Source organism: Roseateles sp. (assembly GCF_052436255.1).
GTDB lineage: Bacteria > Pseudomonadota > Gammaproteobacteria > Burkholderiales > Burkholderiaceae_C > Pelomonas.
On record NZ_JBQVNP010000004.1, the window covers coordinates 59,662 to 73,941 of the forward strand.

Annotated in this window: 11 protein-coding genes; 8 read left to right on the forward strand and 3 right to left on the reverse strand. The window is 67.4% G+C overall.

What is annotated here, in order from left to right:
* Nucleotides 1–11: 11 nt before the first annotated feature.
* The 3 genes from ACT6S0_RS01885 to acnA form a co-directional block, all read right to left on the reverse strand.
* Nucleotides 12–2,375, reverse strand: coding sequence for an ATP-binding cassette domain-containing protein (locus ACT6S0_RS01885; RefSeq protein WP_444762218.1), 2,364 nt, complete (start codon nt 2,373–2,375; stop codon nt 12–14).
* A 97-nt stretch (nt 2,376–2,472) separates the two neighbouring features.
* The gene (locus tag ACT6S0_RS01890; RefSeq protein ID WP_444762219.1) at nt 2,473–3,204 is read right to left on the reverse strand and encodes an SDR family NAD(P)-dependent oxidoreductase; all 732 of its coding nucleotides are present in this window, start codon (nt 3,202–3,204) and stop codon (nt 2,473–2,475) included.
* A gap of 37 nt (nt 3,205–3,241) precedes the next feature.
* A complete protein-coding gene (acnA, locus tag ACT6S0_RS01895; RefSeq protein WP_444762220.1) occupies nt 3,242–5,968 on the reverse strand; it encodes an aconitate hydratase AcnA in 2,727 nt (908 codons plus the stop codon).
* 77 nt (nt 5,969–6,045) lie between these two features.
* Between acnA and ACT6S0_RS01900 the strand changes: the two genes are divergently transcribed.
* The 8 genes from ACT6S0_RS01900 (at nt 6,046) to deoC (ending at nt 14,278) form a co-directional block, all read left to right on the forward strand.
* Nucleotides 6,046–7,395 (forward strand): MATE family efflux transporter, encoded by a 1,350-nt coding sequence (locus ACT6S0_RS01900; protein ID WP_444762221.1) that lies wholly within the window; start codon nt 6,046–6,048, stop codon nt 7,393–7,395.
* Between the two features lie 156 nt (nt 7,396–7,551).
* Nucleotides 7,552–8,544, forward strand: a complete 993-nt coding sequence (locus ACT6S0_RS01905; RefSeq protein WP_444762222.1) for a BMP family lipoprotein — start codon at nt 7,552–7,554, stop codon at nt 8,542–8,544.
* A gap of 8 nt (nt 8,545–8,552) precedes the next feature.
* Nucleotides 8,553–10,082 carry an ABC transporter ATP-binding protein gene (locus tag ACT6S0_RS01910; protein ID WP_444762223.1) on the forward strand — a complete coding sequence of 510 codons (1,530 nt, stop codon included), beginning with the start codon at nt 8,553–8,555 and terminating at the stop codon, nt 10,080–10,082.
* Nucleotides 10,083–10,176: 94 nt separating this feature from the next.
* Nucleotides 10,177–11,280 carry an ABC transporter permease gene (locus tag ACT6S0_RS01915; protein ID WP_444762224.1) on the forward strand — a complete coding sequence of 368 codons (1,104 nt, stop codon included), beginning with the start codon at nt 10,177–10,179 and terminating at the stop codon, nt 11,278–11,280.
* Nucleotides 11,280–12,254 (forward strand): ABC transporter permease, encoded by a 975-nt coding sequence (locus tag ACT6S0_RS01920; RefSeq protein WP_444762225.1) that lies wholly within the window; start codon nt 11,280–11,282, stop codon nt 12,252–12,254. The genes ACT6S0_RS01915 and ACT6S0_RS01920 overlap by 1 nt, the downstream gene beginning before the upstream one ends.
* A 1-nt stretch (nt 12,255) precedes the next feature.
* Nucleotides 12,256–12,672, forward strand: coding sequence for a cytidine deaminase (cdd, locus tag ACT6S0_RS01925; RefSeq protein WP_444762226.1), 417 nt, complete (start codon nt 12,256–12,258; stop codon nt 12,670–12,672).
* Between the two features lie 8 nt (nt 12,673–12,680).
* Nucleotides 12,681–13,517 (forward strand): purine-nucleoside phosphorylase, encoded by an 837-nt coding sequence (locus tag ACT6S0_RS01930; RefSeq protein WP_444762227.1) that lies wholly within the window; start codon nt 12,681–12,683, stop codon nt 13,515–13,517.
* A complete protein-coding gene (gene deoC, locus ACT6S0_RS01935) occupies nt 13,514–14,278 on the forward strand; it encodes a deoxyribose-phosphate aldolase (protein ID WP_444762228.1) in 765 nt (254 codons plus the stop codon). Before ACT6S0_RS01930 ends, deoC begins: the two co-directional genes overlap by 4 nt.
* The last annotated feature ends 2 nt before the right edge of the window (nt 14,279–14,280 follow it).

A 14,280-nucleotide genomic window follows, 5' to 3' on the forward strand; every position in this document is an offset into this window, starting at 1 on the left:
CTTCGTGTTGGTCATCGCTTCGGGTGAACAGCGCTGCACGCCACATAGGCGGCCAGGTGCTCGCCGGTCAGCGTCGAGCGCGTCTTGACCAGGTTGGCCGGCCGGCCCTCGAAGACCACGCGCCCGCCATCGTGGCCGGCACCGGGGCCGAGGTCGATGAGCCAGTCGGCATGGGCCATGACGGCCTGGTGGTGCTCGATGACGATGACGGATTTGCCCGCGTCCACCAGCCGGTCCAGCAGGCCGAGCAACTGCGCCACGTCGGCCAGGTGCAGGCCGGCGGTGGGTTCGTCCAGCACATAGATGTCGCCCTTCTCGGCCATCTGCGTGGCGAGCTTGAGGCGCTGGCGTTCGCCGCCCGACAAGGTGGTCAGCGGCTGGCCGAGGCAGAGATAGCCCAGGCCGACGTCGGCGAGCCTGGCCAGGATCGCGTGCGCGGCCGGCGTCAGCGCGGCGAAGAAGCCCGTTGCTTCGGTGACCGACATCGCCAGCACTTCGCTGATGTCGCGCCCGCCGAGCTTGTGGTCGAGCACCGCGGCCTGGAAGCGCTTGCCGCCGCAGTCCTCGCAGACGGTCGACACGGTAGCCATGGGAGCGAGGTCCGTGAAGATCAAACCGTTGCCATTGCAGGTCGGGCAGGCGCCTTCCGAGTTGGCGCTGAACAGCGCGGGCTTGACGCCGTTGGCCTTGGCGAAGGCGCTGCGGATGGGGTCGAGCAGGCCGGTGTAGGTGGCCGGGTTGCTGCGCCGCGAACCGCGGATGGCAGCCTGGTCGATGGCGACGACGCCGTCGAGCTTGGCGACAGACCCGTGCATCAGCGAGCTTTTGCCCGAGCCGGCCACGCCGGTGACGACGCAGAGCACGCCCAGCGGAATGTCGACGTCGACCTTGCGCAGGTTGTGCGTGCTGGCGCCGCGCACCCTGAGCTGGCCTTTGGGCTTGCGCACTGCGGGCTTGAGCCGGGCGCGGTCGTCCAGATGCCGGCCGGTCAGCGTGCCGCTCTTGCGCAGGCCCGCGACGTCGCCTTGATAGACGATCTCGCCGCCCGCGGAACCCGCGCCGGGCCCGAGGTCGACGACATGGTCGGCAATCGCGATGACCTCGGGCTTGTGCTCGACGACCAGGACGGTGTTGCCCTTGTCGCGCAGCCGGCCCAGCAGCTCGTTCATGCGCTGGATGTCGTGCGGGTGCAGGCCGGTCGTCGGCTCGTCGAAGACATAGCTGACGTCGGTCAGCGAGGAGCCGAGGTGGCGGATCATCTTCACCCGCTGGGCCTCGCCGCCCGACAGCGTGCCGGTCGGCCGGTCCAGCGACAGATAGCCCAGGCCGATCTCGGTGAAGGCATCGAGCAGCTGGCCCAGCGCCTTCAGCAGCGGTGCTACTTCCGCGCCCTTGAGCCCGCGCACCCAGTCGGCCAGGTCGCTGATCTGCATGGCGCAGGCGTCGGCAATGCTGTGCTTGCCGATCTTGCAGTTGCGCGCCGCCTCGCTGAGCCGCGTGCCACGGCATTCGGGGCAGGTCTGGAAGGTGATGACGCGGTCGACAAAGGCGCGGATATGCGGCTGCAGCGCGTCGACGTCCTTGGACAAAAAGGACTTCTGGATCGACGGGATCAGGCCGGCATAGGTCAGGTTGATGCCGTCGACCTTGATCTTGGTGGCGGCCTTGTGCAGCAGGTCGTGCAGCTCGCGCTTGGTGAACTTGGCAATCGGCTTGTCGGGGTCGAAGAAGCCGCAGCCGCGGAAGATGCGGCCGTACCAGCCCTCCATGCTGTAGCCGGGGATGTTGATGGCGCCGCCGTTGAGCGACTTGCTGGCGTCATAGAGCTGGCCGAGGTCGAAGTCGCTGACCGAGCCCATGCCCTCGCAGCGCGGGCACATGCCCCCGGTGCGCGAGAAGGTCTGCTTGACGGCCTGGCTGGCACCGCCCTTGTCGACGGTGATGACGCCGGTGGCCTGCACCGACGGCACATTGAAGGCGAAGGCGCTGGGCGGGCCGATGTGCGGCTTGCCGACGCGGCTGAACAGGATGCGCAGCATCGCGTTAGCGTCGGTCGCCGTGCCGACCGTGGAGCGGGCGTTGGCGACCAGGCGCTCCTGGTCCACGATGATGGCCGTGGTGATGCCTTCCAGCACATCCACCTCGGGCCGCGCCAGCGTCGGCATGAAGCCCTGCACGAAGGCGCTGTAGGTCTCGTTGATGAGGCGCTGCGACTCGGCCGCGATGGTGCCGAACACGAGCGAACTCTTGCCCGAGCCCGATACGCCGGTGAACACCGTCAGGCGGCGCTTCGGGATGTCGACGCTGACATCCTTGAGGTTGTTCTCGCGCGCGCCTTGCACGCGGATGCGGTCGTGGTTGTCAGCTTGGCTCATTCAGTTGTCGATTGGTCGTATGAAATAGGCGGGCCGAGCGCAGGGCGGCTCCCAAGCTGCCCCTTCCCCGCAGGGCAAGGCAGAACTCGATGGGCGGTCAGAACTGCACGTGACTGATGGACCCGCCATCGACGTACCAGTTCGCACCTGCGACGAAGCTGGCCGCGGGGCTGGAGATGAATGCAGCCACCCGTGCAATTTCATCGGGCGTGGCAAGCCGCTTCATGGGATTTCTGCCCACGACCTTCGCGTAGGCCTCAGGGTCTTCAACACGAACCTTGTCCCAGAAGCCGCGATCAGCCAACGTGTCGCCCGGGGATACCGTGTTGACGCGCACCGAAGGCAGCAGGCGCGCGGACAAGGATTTCATGTAATGGGCCATGGCAGCCTTGGTGGCGCCGTAGGGTGCGGACCCCGGAGCGGCTAAGGAACCCGCCTTCGACCCGATGTAGGTGATGGCCGCGTGCGGAGAGCTTTGCAAGCAGGGAATGGCGGTCTCAGTGGCATGGAGGGTGGCCCGCAGGTCGGTCGCTATGGCGTCGGCCCAGTTGCCCGAGAGCGCGCTGACGTTGGCCAAGAATATGTCGAAGCTCCCAATCCTTTGGAGCCAGGCGTCGACGCCCGCCTGATCGGTGACATCGACAGCCGCGCCCGAAACCTTGCCGGGCAAGTGGAGAGTCGAGGCCAGCATCGCTTCGATCCGCTGCACGTCGCGGGCACAGAAGTAGACATGGCATCCCTCTTCGGCAAGTGTCCGAACGATGGCTGCGCCGATACCCGAGGAGCCTCCGGTGACGACGGCTGTAAGGCCGGACAGGTTGAGATTCATGGCTTTGAGCGGCTTGAACGACCTGATGGTTCGGGCTTTAGGCAGCGAGCAGCTGCCTGAGCACAAAGGGCAGGATGCCGCCGTGCTTGTAGAAGTCCACCTCGATGGCCGTGTCGATGCGCAGCGTCAGCACCACCGTCTGCTGGCTGCCGTCAGGCTGGGTGATCGTCATCACCGCGTCGCCCTGGGGCTTGATGTCGCCGGCCAGCGTGATGTCAATGGTCTCGGCGCCGGTCAGGCCCAGGCCTTCCCAGCTCACGCCGGGCTTGAACTGCAGCGGCAGCACGCCCATGCCGATGAGGTTGCTGCGGTGGATGCGCTCGAAGCTCTTGGCGATGACGGCCTTGATGCCCAGCAGCTGCGTGCCCTTGGCGGCCCAGTCGCGGCTGGAGCCGGTGCCGTATTCCTCGCCGGCAAAGATGACGGTGGGCCTGCCTTCGCGGATGTAGTCCATCGCGGCGTCGTAGATGGTCGTCTGCACGCCGTCCTTGAGCGTATAGCCGCCTTCCTCGCGCGAGCCGTCGGGCCGTGCGGGCAGCATCAGGTTCTTCACGCGCACGTTGGCGAAGGTCCCGCGCATCATCACGTCGTGGTTGCCACGGCGGGCGCCGTAGGAGTTGAAGTCGGCCTTGTGCACGCCGTGGGCGACGAGGAACTTGCCGGCTGGCGTGGTCTCCTTGAAGGAGCCGGCCGGGCTGATGTGGTCGGTGGTGATGGAGTCGCCGAACAGCGCCATGATCTTGGCGCCCTGCACGCCGCTGACGAGCTGCCTGGGCACCATCGTGAAATCCTTGAAGAAGGGCGGCTGGGCGATGTAGGTGCTCTTGGGCCAGGTGTAGACCTGACCCCCATCTTTGCCCCACTGGCCCTTGATCGCATCCCAGAGCTTGCCGGGCTGGCTGGCCACCTTGTCATAGTTGGCCTTGAAAGCCTGCGGGTCCATCGCGTACTTCATCAGCGCGTAGATCTCGTCGCTGCTGGGCCAGATGTCGCCCAGGAATACCGGGTGCCCTTGGAGGTTGTGGCCCACGGGCTCGGTCATCAGGTCGCGCGTGACATTGCCGGCAATCGCATAGGCCACGACCAGCGGCGGGCTGGCCAGGAAGTTGGCCTTCAGGTTGGGATGGATGCGCGCCTCGAAGTTGCGGTTGCCCGACAGCACCGCGGCACAGACCAGGTCGTTGTCCTGGATGAGCTTGTTGAGCTCGGGTGTCAGGTCGCCGGCGTTGCCGATGCAGGTCGTGCAGCCATAGGCGGCCACATTGAAGCCGAGCGTTTCCAGGTAGGGCAGCAGGCCGGCCTTCTCCAGGTATTCGGTGACGATGCGTGAGCCCGGGGCGAGTGACGTCTTGATGTGCGGTGCGACGCTGAGGCCCGCCTGCACGGCCTTCTTGGCCAGCAGGCCGGCGGCCAGCAGCACGCCGGGGTTGCTGGTGTTGGTGCAGGAGGTGATGGCGGCGATCAGCACGTCGCCGTTCTTGACCGGGATACCGGACTCGGTGACGAAGTTGCGGGTCAGCTTCTCGGCCGGCTGGTTGAAGCCGTTGTCGGCAATGGGTTTGCTGAAGAGCTGCGCGAACGTCGATGCCAGGTGGGTGATCTCGATGCGGTCCTGCGGGCGCTTCGGGCCGGCCAGGCTGGGCACGACGCTGCCAAGGTCCAGCGAGACCACCGAGGTGAAGTCGATGTCGCCAGCCCTGGGCACGCCGAACATGCCTTGTGCGCGCCAGTAGGCCTCGAAGGCCTCGATCTCGCTGGCAGTCCGCCCGGTGCCCTTGAAATACTCGACCGTCTTCTCGTCGACGGGGAAGAAGCCCATCGTCGCCCCGTACTCCGGCGCCATGTTGGCAATCGTCGCGCGGTCGGGCAGGGCCAGCGTGCGCGTGCCCTCGCCGAAGAACTCGACGAACTTGCCGACCACCTTGTGCTTGCGCAGGATCTCGGTGACGGTCAGCACCAGATCGGTGGCCGTGACGCCTTCGCGCAATTGGCCGGTCAGCTCGAAGCCGACGACGTCGGGCGTCAGCAGGTAGACCGGCTGGCCCAGCATGCCGGCCTCGGCCTCGATGCCGCCCACGCCCCAGCCGACGACGCCGATGCCGTTGATCATGGTCGTGTGGCTGTCGGTGCCGACGAGGGTGTCGGGGTAGTAGACGCCGTCCTTGCCCCGGTGCACACCGCGCGCCAGGTACTCCAGGTTGACCTGGTGGACGATGCCGAAGCCCGGCGGCACGACGCCGAAGGTGTCGAAGGCCTGCATGCCCCACTTCATGAATTCGTAGCGCTCACGGTTGCGCTCGAACTCCAGCTTCATGTTCAGGTCCAGGGCGTGCTCGGTGCCGTAGTGGTCGATCATGACCGAGTGGTCGACGACCAGGTCCACCGGCACCAGCGGCTCGATGGCTTTGGGGTTCTTGCCCATCGCGGCCGCTACGTTGCGCATCGCGGCCAGGTCGGCCAGCAGCGGCACGCCGGTGAAGTCCTGCAGCACGACGCGCGCGACGACGAAGGGGATCTCGTCGACGCGGGCGGCGCTGGGCTTCCAGTTGGCGAGCTGTGCCACATGCTCGGCCGTGACCTTCTTGCCGTCGCAGTTGCGCAGCACGCTCTCCAGCTCGATGCGCAGCGACACGGGCATGCGCGCCACGTTCGGGTGCGTTTCGGCCAGCTTGGGCAGCGAGAAGAACTGGCCGGGTGTGCCGGATGCCGTCTTGAAATCGGCTCGGGTGTTGGCAAACGCATGGGTGGCGACGGGTTTCGGCATGGTTACTCCTTTACGATTCCCGGCCATTCTGGCGAGCTTGTCGTGACTTGTGTGAATCCTGCGTTTAGGCCTTTGTCATGACCGCCTTGTCGGCTCGCCCGCGCCTGTTTGCGCTGACCTGGCCCATGTTGCTGGAGCTGCTGCTGGGCATCGGCATCGGCATCATCGGCACCGGGCTTGCCGCGCGGCTGTCCGACAACGCCGGCGCCGCCTTCGGGCTGGCCAACCAGGTGTTTGCGGCCCTCTTCGTGCTGTTCCGCGTCATCGGCGCGGGCGTGAGCGTGGCCGTCACGCAGGCCCTGGGCGCCGGCCGGCGCGACCAGGCCGACGCGGTGGCCCGTGCGGTGGTCGGCGCGAGCACCTGGCTGGGCCTGGGTGCTGCGGTGGCGGCACTGATCGCCGCCGGCCCGCTGCTGGCGCTGGTGAACGCGCCGCCCGAGGTGGCGCCGCTGGCCAGCGCGCTGCTGCAGGCATTGGCGCCGGCGCTGATGCTGGATGCCTGGAACGCCAACATGTCCAGCGTCATGCGCTCGCACCTGCGTAGCCGGGAGGCGCTGGCCGTCGTCGTCGTCATCCAGGTCGTCACGCTGGTCGTCGCCCTGCTGGCCATGCCGCGCATGGGGCTGGCGGGATATGCACTGGCCTGCGCGCTGGGGCGCGGCGTGGGCCTGGTGGCGCACATCCTGCTGTGGCGCGCGCGGCTGGACCTGCGCCTGCGCGCGGGCGACTGGTGGCGGCTGGTGCGCGCGCCGCTGGCGACGGTGCTGCACATCGGCATCCCGGGCGCCGCCGAGAACATCTCGTGGCGTCTGGCCTTCATGACCAGTCTGGCCGCCGTGGCCCAGCTGGGTGCCCACTCGCTCGCCACACACGCCTACACGATGCAGTTCCTGCACGTGATCCTGATGTTCAGCCTTGCCATCAGTTTCGCGGTGGAGATCATGGTCGGCCACATGATCGGCGCGGGCCGGCTGCATGCGGCCAATCGGCTGGTGCGGCGCTCGCTGGCGCTGGGCATCGTGTTGGCGCTGGTGGTCTCATGCGCCTTTGCACTGGCTGGGCCCTGGCTGCTGACCCGTTTCACGTCCGACCCGGGGATCATTGCGCTGGGCTGCACGCTGTTGTGGTGGACAGTGCTCGTCGAGCCCGGGCGCAGCTTCAACCTCGTCGTCATCAACGCGCTGCGCGCGGCCGGGGACGCCCGCTATCCGGTGGTGGTGGGCTCGGCGTCCATGGCCATCGTGCTGGCCGGCGGCAGCTGGTTCCTGGGTGTGCACCTCGGCTGGGGTCTGGTTGGCGTGTGGATTGCTTATGCTGCCGACGAATGGATTCGAGGCCTTTTGATGTGGCGGCGTTGGGCGACACTCGGCTGGCTGCCGCACGCCCGCGCGGCGCACCGGCGGCTGCGGCTCGGCCGGGCCCACTGAGTTGCGGGAGTCAGTAAGGAGCGCCGGGCCGCCCCAAGCCGGCCTGCGTCCCCGCGGGGGCGAACGCCGAAAGGCGAGCGAGGGGTCAGTGTTTTCCTATCCAGTAAAACTTGAGGGATGTTTTCTACAATGCGGCCCTTTCGCCTTGCCCACCCCATGCCCATGACGACCTCTTTGTTCCGTCTTGCTGCCCTGACCCTGCTGGTCGCCTCGGCCGTGGCCCAGGCCCAGTCCAAGGGTCAGCCTGCGGTGATCTTCGACATGGGCGGCAAGTTCGACAAATCCTTCAACCAGGCCGGCTACCAGGGCGCCGAGCAGTGGAAGAAGGAGACCGGCAAGACCTATCTCGAGTTCGAGATCAGCAACGACACCCAACGCGTGCAGGCCATCCGCCGCATGGCCGAGCGCGGCGCCAGCCCCATCATCAGCATCGGCTTCGCCCAGGCGTCGGCGCTGCAACAGGTGGCCAAGGACTTTCCCAAGACCCAGTTCGCCATCATCGACGCCAAGGTCGACCTGCCTAATGTGCAGTCGCTGCTTTTCAAGGAGCACGAGGGCAGTTATGTGGTCGGCGCCATGGCGGCCCTGGTCAGCAAGACCGGCAAGGTCGGCTTCGTCGGCGGCATGGATATCCCGCTGATCCGCAAGTTCCAGTGCGGCTACGAGCAGGGCGCCAAGGTCACGAACCCCAAGATCGAGGTCTTCTCCAACATGACGGGGACCACGTCCACCGCCTGGAACGACCCGACCCGCGGCGGTGAGCTGGCCAAGGCGCAGTTCGCCAAGGGCTCGGATGTCGTCTTCGCCGCCGCCGGCGGCACCGGCGTGGGCGTGTATCAGGCCGCCAAGGACGCCGGCAAGCTGGCCATCGGCGTCGACAGCAACCAGAACCACCTCCAGCCCGGCACCATGCTGACCTCCATGGTCAAGCGCGTGGACGTGGCCGTCTACAACGTACTCAAGGGCTGGAAGCCCGGCGTCAGCGTGCTGGGCCTGAAGGAAGGTGGCGTGGACTACGCCGCCGACGACAACAACGCCAAGCTGTTGAACCCGGCGCTCAAGGCCAAGGTTGACGCGGTCAAGGCCGACATCATCGCCGGCAAGGTGAAGGTGGCCGACTACATGGCGGACAACGCTTGTAAGTTCTGAGGCGCGCCATGACGCCCGCCGTTCGCCTGCGGGCGATCTCCAAGCGCTTCGGCGCGGTCCAAGCCAATCGCGAGGTGTCCTTCGACATCGCCGCGGGCAGCGTGCATGGCCTCGTCGGCGAGAACGGCGCCGGCAAGAGCACGCTGATGGCCATCCTGTATGGCTACTACCACGCGGATTCCGGCCACATCGAGGTCAACGGCCAGCGAGTGGAGATCGGCAACTCCCAGCAGGCGATTGCGCTGGGCATCGGCATGGTCCACCAGCACTTCATGCTGGTCGAGACGCTGACCTGCCTGGAAAACATCATGCTGGGCGCGGAGGGCGGCTTTTTCCTGGCGCCGTCCAAGGCCAAGGTGCGCGCGAAGTTGCAGGCGCTGATGCAGGAGACCGGCCTGACGGTCCAGCTGGACGCCATCTTGGCCGACCTGCCGGTGGGCGAGGTGCAGCGGCTGGAAATCCTGAAGGCCCTCTACCGCGGCGCCAAGATTCTGATCCTGGACGAACCCACGGCGGTGCTGACGCCGCAGGAGACCGACCAGCTCTTCATCACGCTGCGCCGCCTGAAGGAGCGCGGCACGACGCTGATCCTCATCACGCACAAGCTGCGCGAAGTCATGAGTCTGTGCGATGCCGTTACGGTCATGCGCGCCGGCCAGGTCGTCGAGACGCGCCCCATCACCCAGTGGAGCGAAGAGGCCTTGGCAGAGTCGATGGTCGGCCGCAAGGTCACGCTGGGGCGGCCCGACGGCCTGGACGTGAAGGCCGGTGAGGTGCGGCTTCAGGCGTCGGGCTTGAGGCTCAAGCATGCCAACGGCGTGCCCGCGCTGAAGGACGTCAGCCTGACGCTGAAGGCCGGCGAGATCGTCGGCGTGGCCGGCGTGTCGGGCAACGGCCAAAGCGAGCTGCTGGAAGTGCTGTCCGGCCTGCGCGCGCCCGAAGGCGGTCGCATGGATCTGGGCGGCGTGTCGTTCACCCCGGATGCCTGGCTGGACACCGCCCGCGCCCGCCCGCTGCGCCTGGCCCATGTGCCCGAGGACCGGCATGCAGTCGGCCTGGTCATGAGCTTCCCGGCCTGGGAATCCGCCGTGCTGGGCTACCAGAACCTGCCCAAGTACCGCAAGGGCGCGGCGATGAACCACGCGGCCATGCGCGACGCGACCCGCGCGCTGCAGGAACGCTTCGATGTGCGCCCGCGCGACGAGAACCTGGGCTCGTCCAAGTTCTCCGGCGGCAACCAGCAAAAGCTCATCCTGGCCCGCGAGATCGGCGAGCAGCCGATGGTGCTGCTGGTGGGCCAGCCCACCCGCGGCGTTGACATCGGCGCCATTGAATTCATCCACGGCCAGCTGCGCGCGCTGCGTGATGCCGGCTGCGCGGTGCTGCTGGTCAGCAGCGAGCTCGACGAAATTTTGGCGCTGGCGGACCGCGTCGTCGTCATGAACTGCGGCCGAATCACTGGGGAGCTGGCGATTGATGAGTGCGACGAGCGTCGCTTGGGGCTGTTGATGGCTGCACAGGAAGAGATCGCCGCATGAAATGCAACCACAGCGGCACAGAGGCACTGAGCAAATGCGGAGGTATTGACTCTGTGTCTCTGTGCCTCTGTGGTTGCCTTTTTGTCTTCTTCCAATGAGCCAGCCCCTCCAACTCCCTCGGTGGATCGACATCGGCCTGCTGCCGCTGTGGAACCTGGCCATCGCCCTCGTCGTCGCTGGCCTGGTCGTCATGCTCATCGGCCACAGCCCCTGGCAGGCGCTGAGCGTGCTGCTCAACGGCGCCCTGGGCAGCGTGCGCGGACTGGGCTATTCGCTCTATTACGCGACCACCTTCATCTTCACTGGCCTCGCCGTGGCGGTGGCCATCCACGCCGGCCTGTTCAACATCGGCGGCGAGGGCCAGGCGACGCTGGGCGGCGTGGGTGTGGCGCTGGTCGCGCTGTGGCTGGGCGCCTCGCTGCCGGCCCTCGTGCTGCTGCCGTTGCTGGTCGTCGCTGCGGCTTGCTTCGGCATGCTGTGGGCGGCGCTGCCGGGCTACCTGCAGGCCTGGCGTGGCAGCCACATCGTCATCACGACGATCATGTTCAACTTCCTCGCCGCGGCGCTGAACGCCTATCTGCTGGTGAACTGGCTGCGCCCGGCGGGCAGCATGTCGGTCGAGTCGGCCGAGTTCAGCGAGTCGGCCCGCATGCCGGCTCTGCACCAGATCGCCGCAGCCCTGGGCTATGAACTGCCGTCGTCCCCGCTCAACCTCAGCCTTGTCATCGCGCTGGTGGCCTGCGTCTTTGTCGGCTGGTTCCTGTGGACGAGCGCCGCCGGCTATGCCGTGCGTTCGGTCGGCAGCGCGCCGCGTGCGGCGCACTACGCCGGCATCCGCCCGCGTGCCCAGGTCATGGTTGCGATGGCGATTTCCGGCGCACTGGCCGGCATGGTCGGCATCAACGAGATCTCCGGCGTGCAGGGCAAGCTGACGCTGGACTTCGTGGCCGGCGCCGGCTTCACCGGCATCGCCGTGTCGCTGATGGGCCGCAATCATCCGGTCGGCATCGTGCTGGCGTCGCTGCTGTTCGGCGTGCTCTACCAGGGCGGCGTGGAGGTGTCGTTCGAACTGCCCGGGTTCAGCCGCGAGATGGTCGTCACCGCGCAAGGCCTGATCGTGCTGTTCTCCGGCGCGATGGCCACCGTGAGCGCGCCGCTGTTCGCGCGCATCTACGGCAAGTTCAAGGGAGGCCGCTGATGGATGAGGTCCTGATCGCCTCGGTGCTGGCGTCCACCTTGCGTGTCAGCGCGCCGCTGCTGCTGTGCGCGATGGCGGGGGTGCTGTCCGAGCGTGCCGGCGTCGTCGACCTGGGCCTGGAAGGCAAGATGCTTTTCGCCGCGTTCGCCGCCGCGGCGACGGCCTCGGTCACGCATTCCACCGCTTTCGGCTTGATGGCCGCCATCGTCGTGGCCTGCTCCGCTTCCTTGGTCCACGGCTTTGCCTGCGTGACCAACCGCGGCGACCAGGTCGTCTCCGGCGTCGCGCTGAACATGATTGCCGCCGGCCTGACGGTGGTGTTGGGCATCGCCTGGTTCCAGCAGGGCGGCCAGACCCCGCCCATCGAGGCCGACGTGCGCCTGACCGCTCTCGCCACGGGTTTTGCCGAGCCGCAGCCGGGCCACTGGTTCGCCGCCGTCTTCGGCCACGGCCTGCTGAGCCACAACGTGCTGGTCTACGTCGCCTTCCTGATGGTCGCGGCCGTCTGGTTCTTCCTGGAGCGCACCCGCCCGGGTCTGCGCCTGCGTGCCGTCGGTGAGAACCCCGCGATGGTCGAGGCCGCCGGCATGTCGGTGCAGGGCCTGCGCTACCAGGCGCTGCTGATGAACGGCGTGCTCTGCGGCCTGGCGGGCGCCTATCTGACGCTGGCGCAGAACGCGTCCTTCTCGCCCAACATGACCGCGGGCCGCGGCTTCATCGCGCTGGCCGCGATGATCTTCGGCAAGTGGAAGCCCCTGCCCACCATGGCCGCCTGCCTGCTGTTCGGCTTCCTGGATGCGGTGGCCATCCGCATGCAGGGTGCGCAGTTGCCCGCTGCACTGGGCGGCGGGGAAGTGCCGGTGCAGCTGATCCAGGCGCTGCCCTATATCTTGACGGTGGTGCTGCTGGCCGGCTTCATCGGCTCGGCGATCGCACCCAAGGCGCTTGGCAAGCCGTACGTGAAGGAGCGCTGAAATGGAACTGACCCAAGACCTGCTGGACCGCCTGCTCGCCGAATCCCTGCGCGCCCGGGAGTTCTCGCATTCGCCCTACTCCAATTACAAGGTCGGCGTGGCGCTGCTGGACGAACAGGGCCGCATCCACATCGGCGCCAACATGGAGAACGCATCCTACCCGCAGGGCTGGTGCGCCGAGCCCTCGGCGCTGACGGCCATGATCATGGCCGGCGGCAAGCGGGCCAGGGCCGTGCTCGTGACCGGCCCCGGCCCCGACGTCATCACCCCCTGCGGTGGCTGCCGCCAGAAGCTGCGGGAGTTTTCCATTCCCGACGAACTCATCATCATTGCCGGCGATCCTGGCGGCATCCGCCAACGCTGGACCCTGGCCGAACTGCTGCCCCACAGCTTCGGGCCAGCCCACTTGCATTTCTGAGGTTTCCCATGATCGACAACAAAAACCTCGACGTCGCCATCACCGCGAGCGTCGAGAAGCTGCAATCCCTGTTCGGCAATGCCCCCGAGGTCGCCGTCGTGCTCGGCTCCGGCTGGGCCGGCGCGGTCAGCCAGGTGCAGGACGCCAAACATCTGTCCTACGCCGAACTGTCGGCCTTTCCTCAGCCCAAGGTCGAAGGCCATGTCAACGAGATCGTTGTCGGCAGGATCGGCGAGCAGCGTGTCATCTTTCTGCGCGGCCGCGCCCACACCTACGAGAGCGGCGACTGCACCGGCATGGCGGGCGCACTGCGCACCCTCAAACGCTGGGGCGTCAGGCTTCTCCTGCAGACCAATGCTTCCGGCTCCCTGCGCGGCCACATGCCGCCCGGCAGCCTGATGCTGATCGCCGACCACATCAACGCACCGCAGCGCAGCCCGCTGGTGGGTGAGCAGGGCAGCCATCGCTTCGTCGACATGAGCACGGCCTATGACCCCGAGCTGCGCAAGCACGCGCTCCTCATTGCCAAGCGCGAGAACCTGATGCTGGGCGAGGGCACCTACTGCTGGGCGCTGGGCCCGCAGTTCGAGACGCCGGCCGAGATCCGCATGTTTGCCGCCTGGGGCGCGGACGCCGTCGGCATGAGCACCGTGCCCGAGACCATCCTGGCCCGCCATGCCGGCCTCAAGGTGATGGGCGTGGCGCTGATGACCAACATGGCCGCCGGCCTGTCCGCCGAGGCGCTGACACATGACCTGACCCTGAAGCAGGCGCAGATTTCTGGCGAGCGCGCGTCGGCCTTCCTGGCGGCGCTGGTGTCCAGCTTCGCGGACCTGGAGCTATGACTGCCGATCTCAAGGCTGCGGCCCGCACGGCGCTGGCCTGCCTGGATCTGACCAGCCTGAATGACGCCGACTCGGCCGAGGACATCGCCGCGCTCTGCCGCCGTGCGCAGACCGTTCATGGCCCGGTGGCCGCCGTCTGCGTGTGGCCGCGCTTCGTCGCCCAGGCGCGTGCGGCATTGCCGGCGGCGATCAAGGTCGCCGCCGTCGCCAATTTTCCGGATGGTTCCATCGATCTGGCCGCCGCACTGGCCGACGTGGCCGAGATCGCCCAGGCCGGCGGCAACGAGGTCGACGTCGTGCTGCCCTGGCACGCGCTGCTGGCCGGCCACAGCAACGACGTGGGCGACTTCCTGTCTGAGATTCGCTTCGCCAGCCGCCCGCTGACGCTCAAGGTCATCATCGAATCGGGTGAGTTGCAGACGCCGGAACGCATCGCCCAGGCCACGCGTCTGGCGCTGGCGGCGGGTGCCGACTTCGTGAAGACCAGCACCGGCAAGACCCGGGTCGGCGCCACGCCCGCCGCTGCCGCCGTCATGCTCAAGGAGATTGCCGCTAGCGGCTTGTCTTCGGCCGGCTTCAAGGCCTCGGGTGGCGTGCGTTCCGTGGCCGACGCTGCGGGCTATATCGCCCAGACCGAAGCCGCCCTCGGCGCTTCGGCGCTCAATCCGCAACGCCTGCGCTTCGGCGCCAGCGGCCTGCTCACCGATATCGAATCCGTTCTCTCTGGCGCTGAATCCGCCGCGGTCACCGCCGCCTACTGAAC

Bases quoted from the DNA above. Each gene is read 5' to 3' on its own strand.
- ACT6S0_RS01900 (WP_444762221.1), top strand. From the start codon at position 6,046: ATGACCGCCTTGTCGGCTCGCCCGCGCCTGTTTGCGCTGACCTGGCCC.
- ACT6S0_RS01915 (WP_444762224.1), top strand. From the start codon at position 10,177: ATGAGCCAGCCCCTCCAACTCCCTCGGTGGATCGACATCGGCCTGCTG.
- ACT6S0_RS01910 (WP_444762223.1), top strand. From the start codon at position 8,553: ATGACGCCCGCCGTTCGCCTGCGGGCGATCTCCAAGCGCTTCGGCGCG.
- acnA (WP_444762220.1), bottom strand. From the start codon at position 5,968: ATGCCGAAACCCGTCGCCACCCATGCGTTTGCCAACACCCGAGCCGAT.
- ACT6S0_RS01890 (WP_444762219.1), bottom strand. From the start codon at position 3,204: ATGAATCTCAACCTGTCCGGCCTTACAGCCGTCGTCACCGGAGGCTCC.
- ACT6S0_RS01930 (WP_444762227.1), top strand. From the start codon at position 12,681: ATGATCGACAACAAAAACCTCGACGTCGCCATCACCGCGAGCGTCGAG.
- deoC (WP_444762228.1), top strand. From the start codon at position 13,514: ATGACTGCCGATCTCAAGGCTGCGGCCCGCACGGCGCTGGCCTGCCTG.
- ACT6S0_RS01920 (WP_444762225.1), top strand. From the start codon at position 11,280: ATGGATGAGGTCCTGATCGCCTCGGTGCTGGCGTCCACCTTGCGTGTC.
- ACT6S0_RS01885 (WP_444762218.1), bottom strand. From the start codon at position 2,375: ATGAGCCAAGCTGACAACCACGACCGCATCCGCGTGCAAGGCGCGCGC.
- ACT6S0_RS01905 (WP_444762222.1), top strand. From the start codon at position 7,552: ATGCCCATGACGACCTCTTTGTTCCGTCTTGCTGCCCTGACCCTGCTG.
- cdd (WP_444762226.1), top strand. From the start codon at position 12,256: ATGGAACTGACCCAAGACCTGCTGGACCGCCTGCTCGCCGAATCCCTG.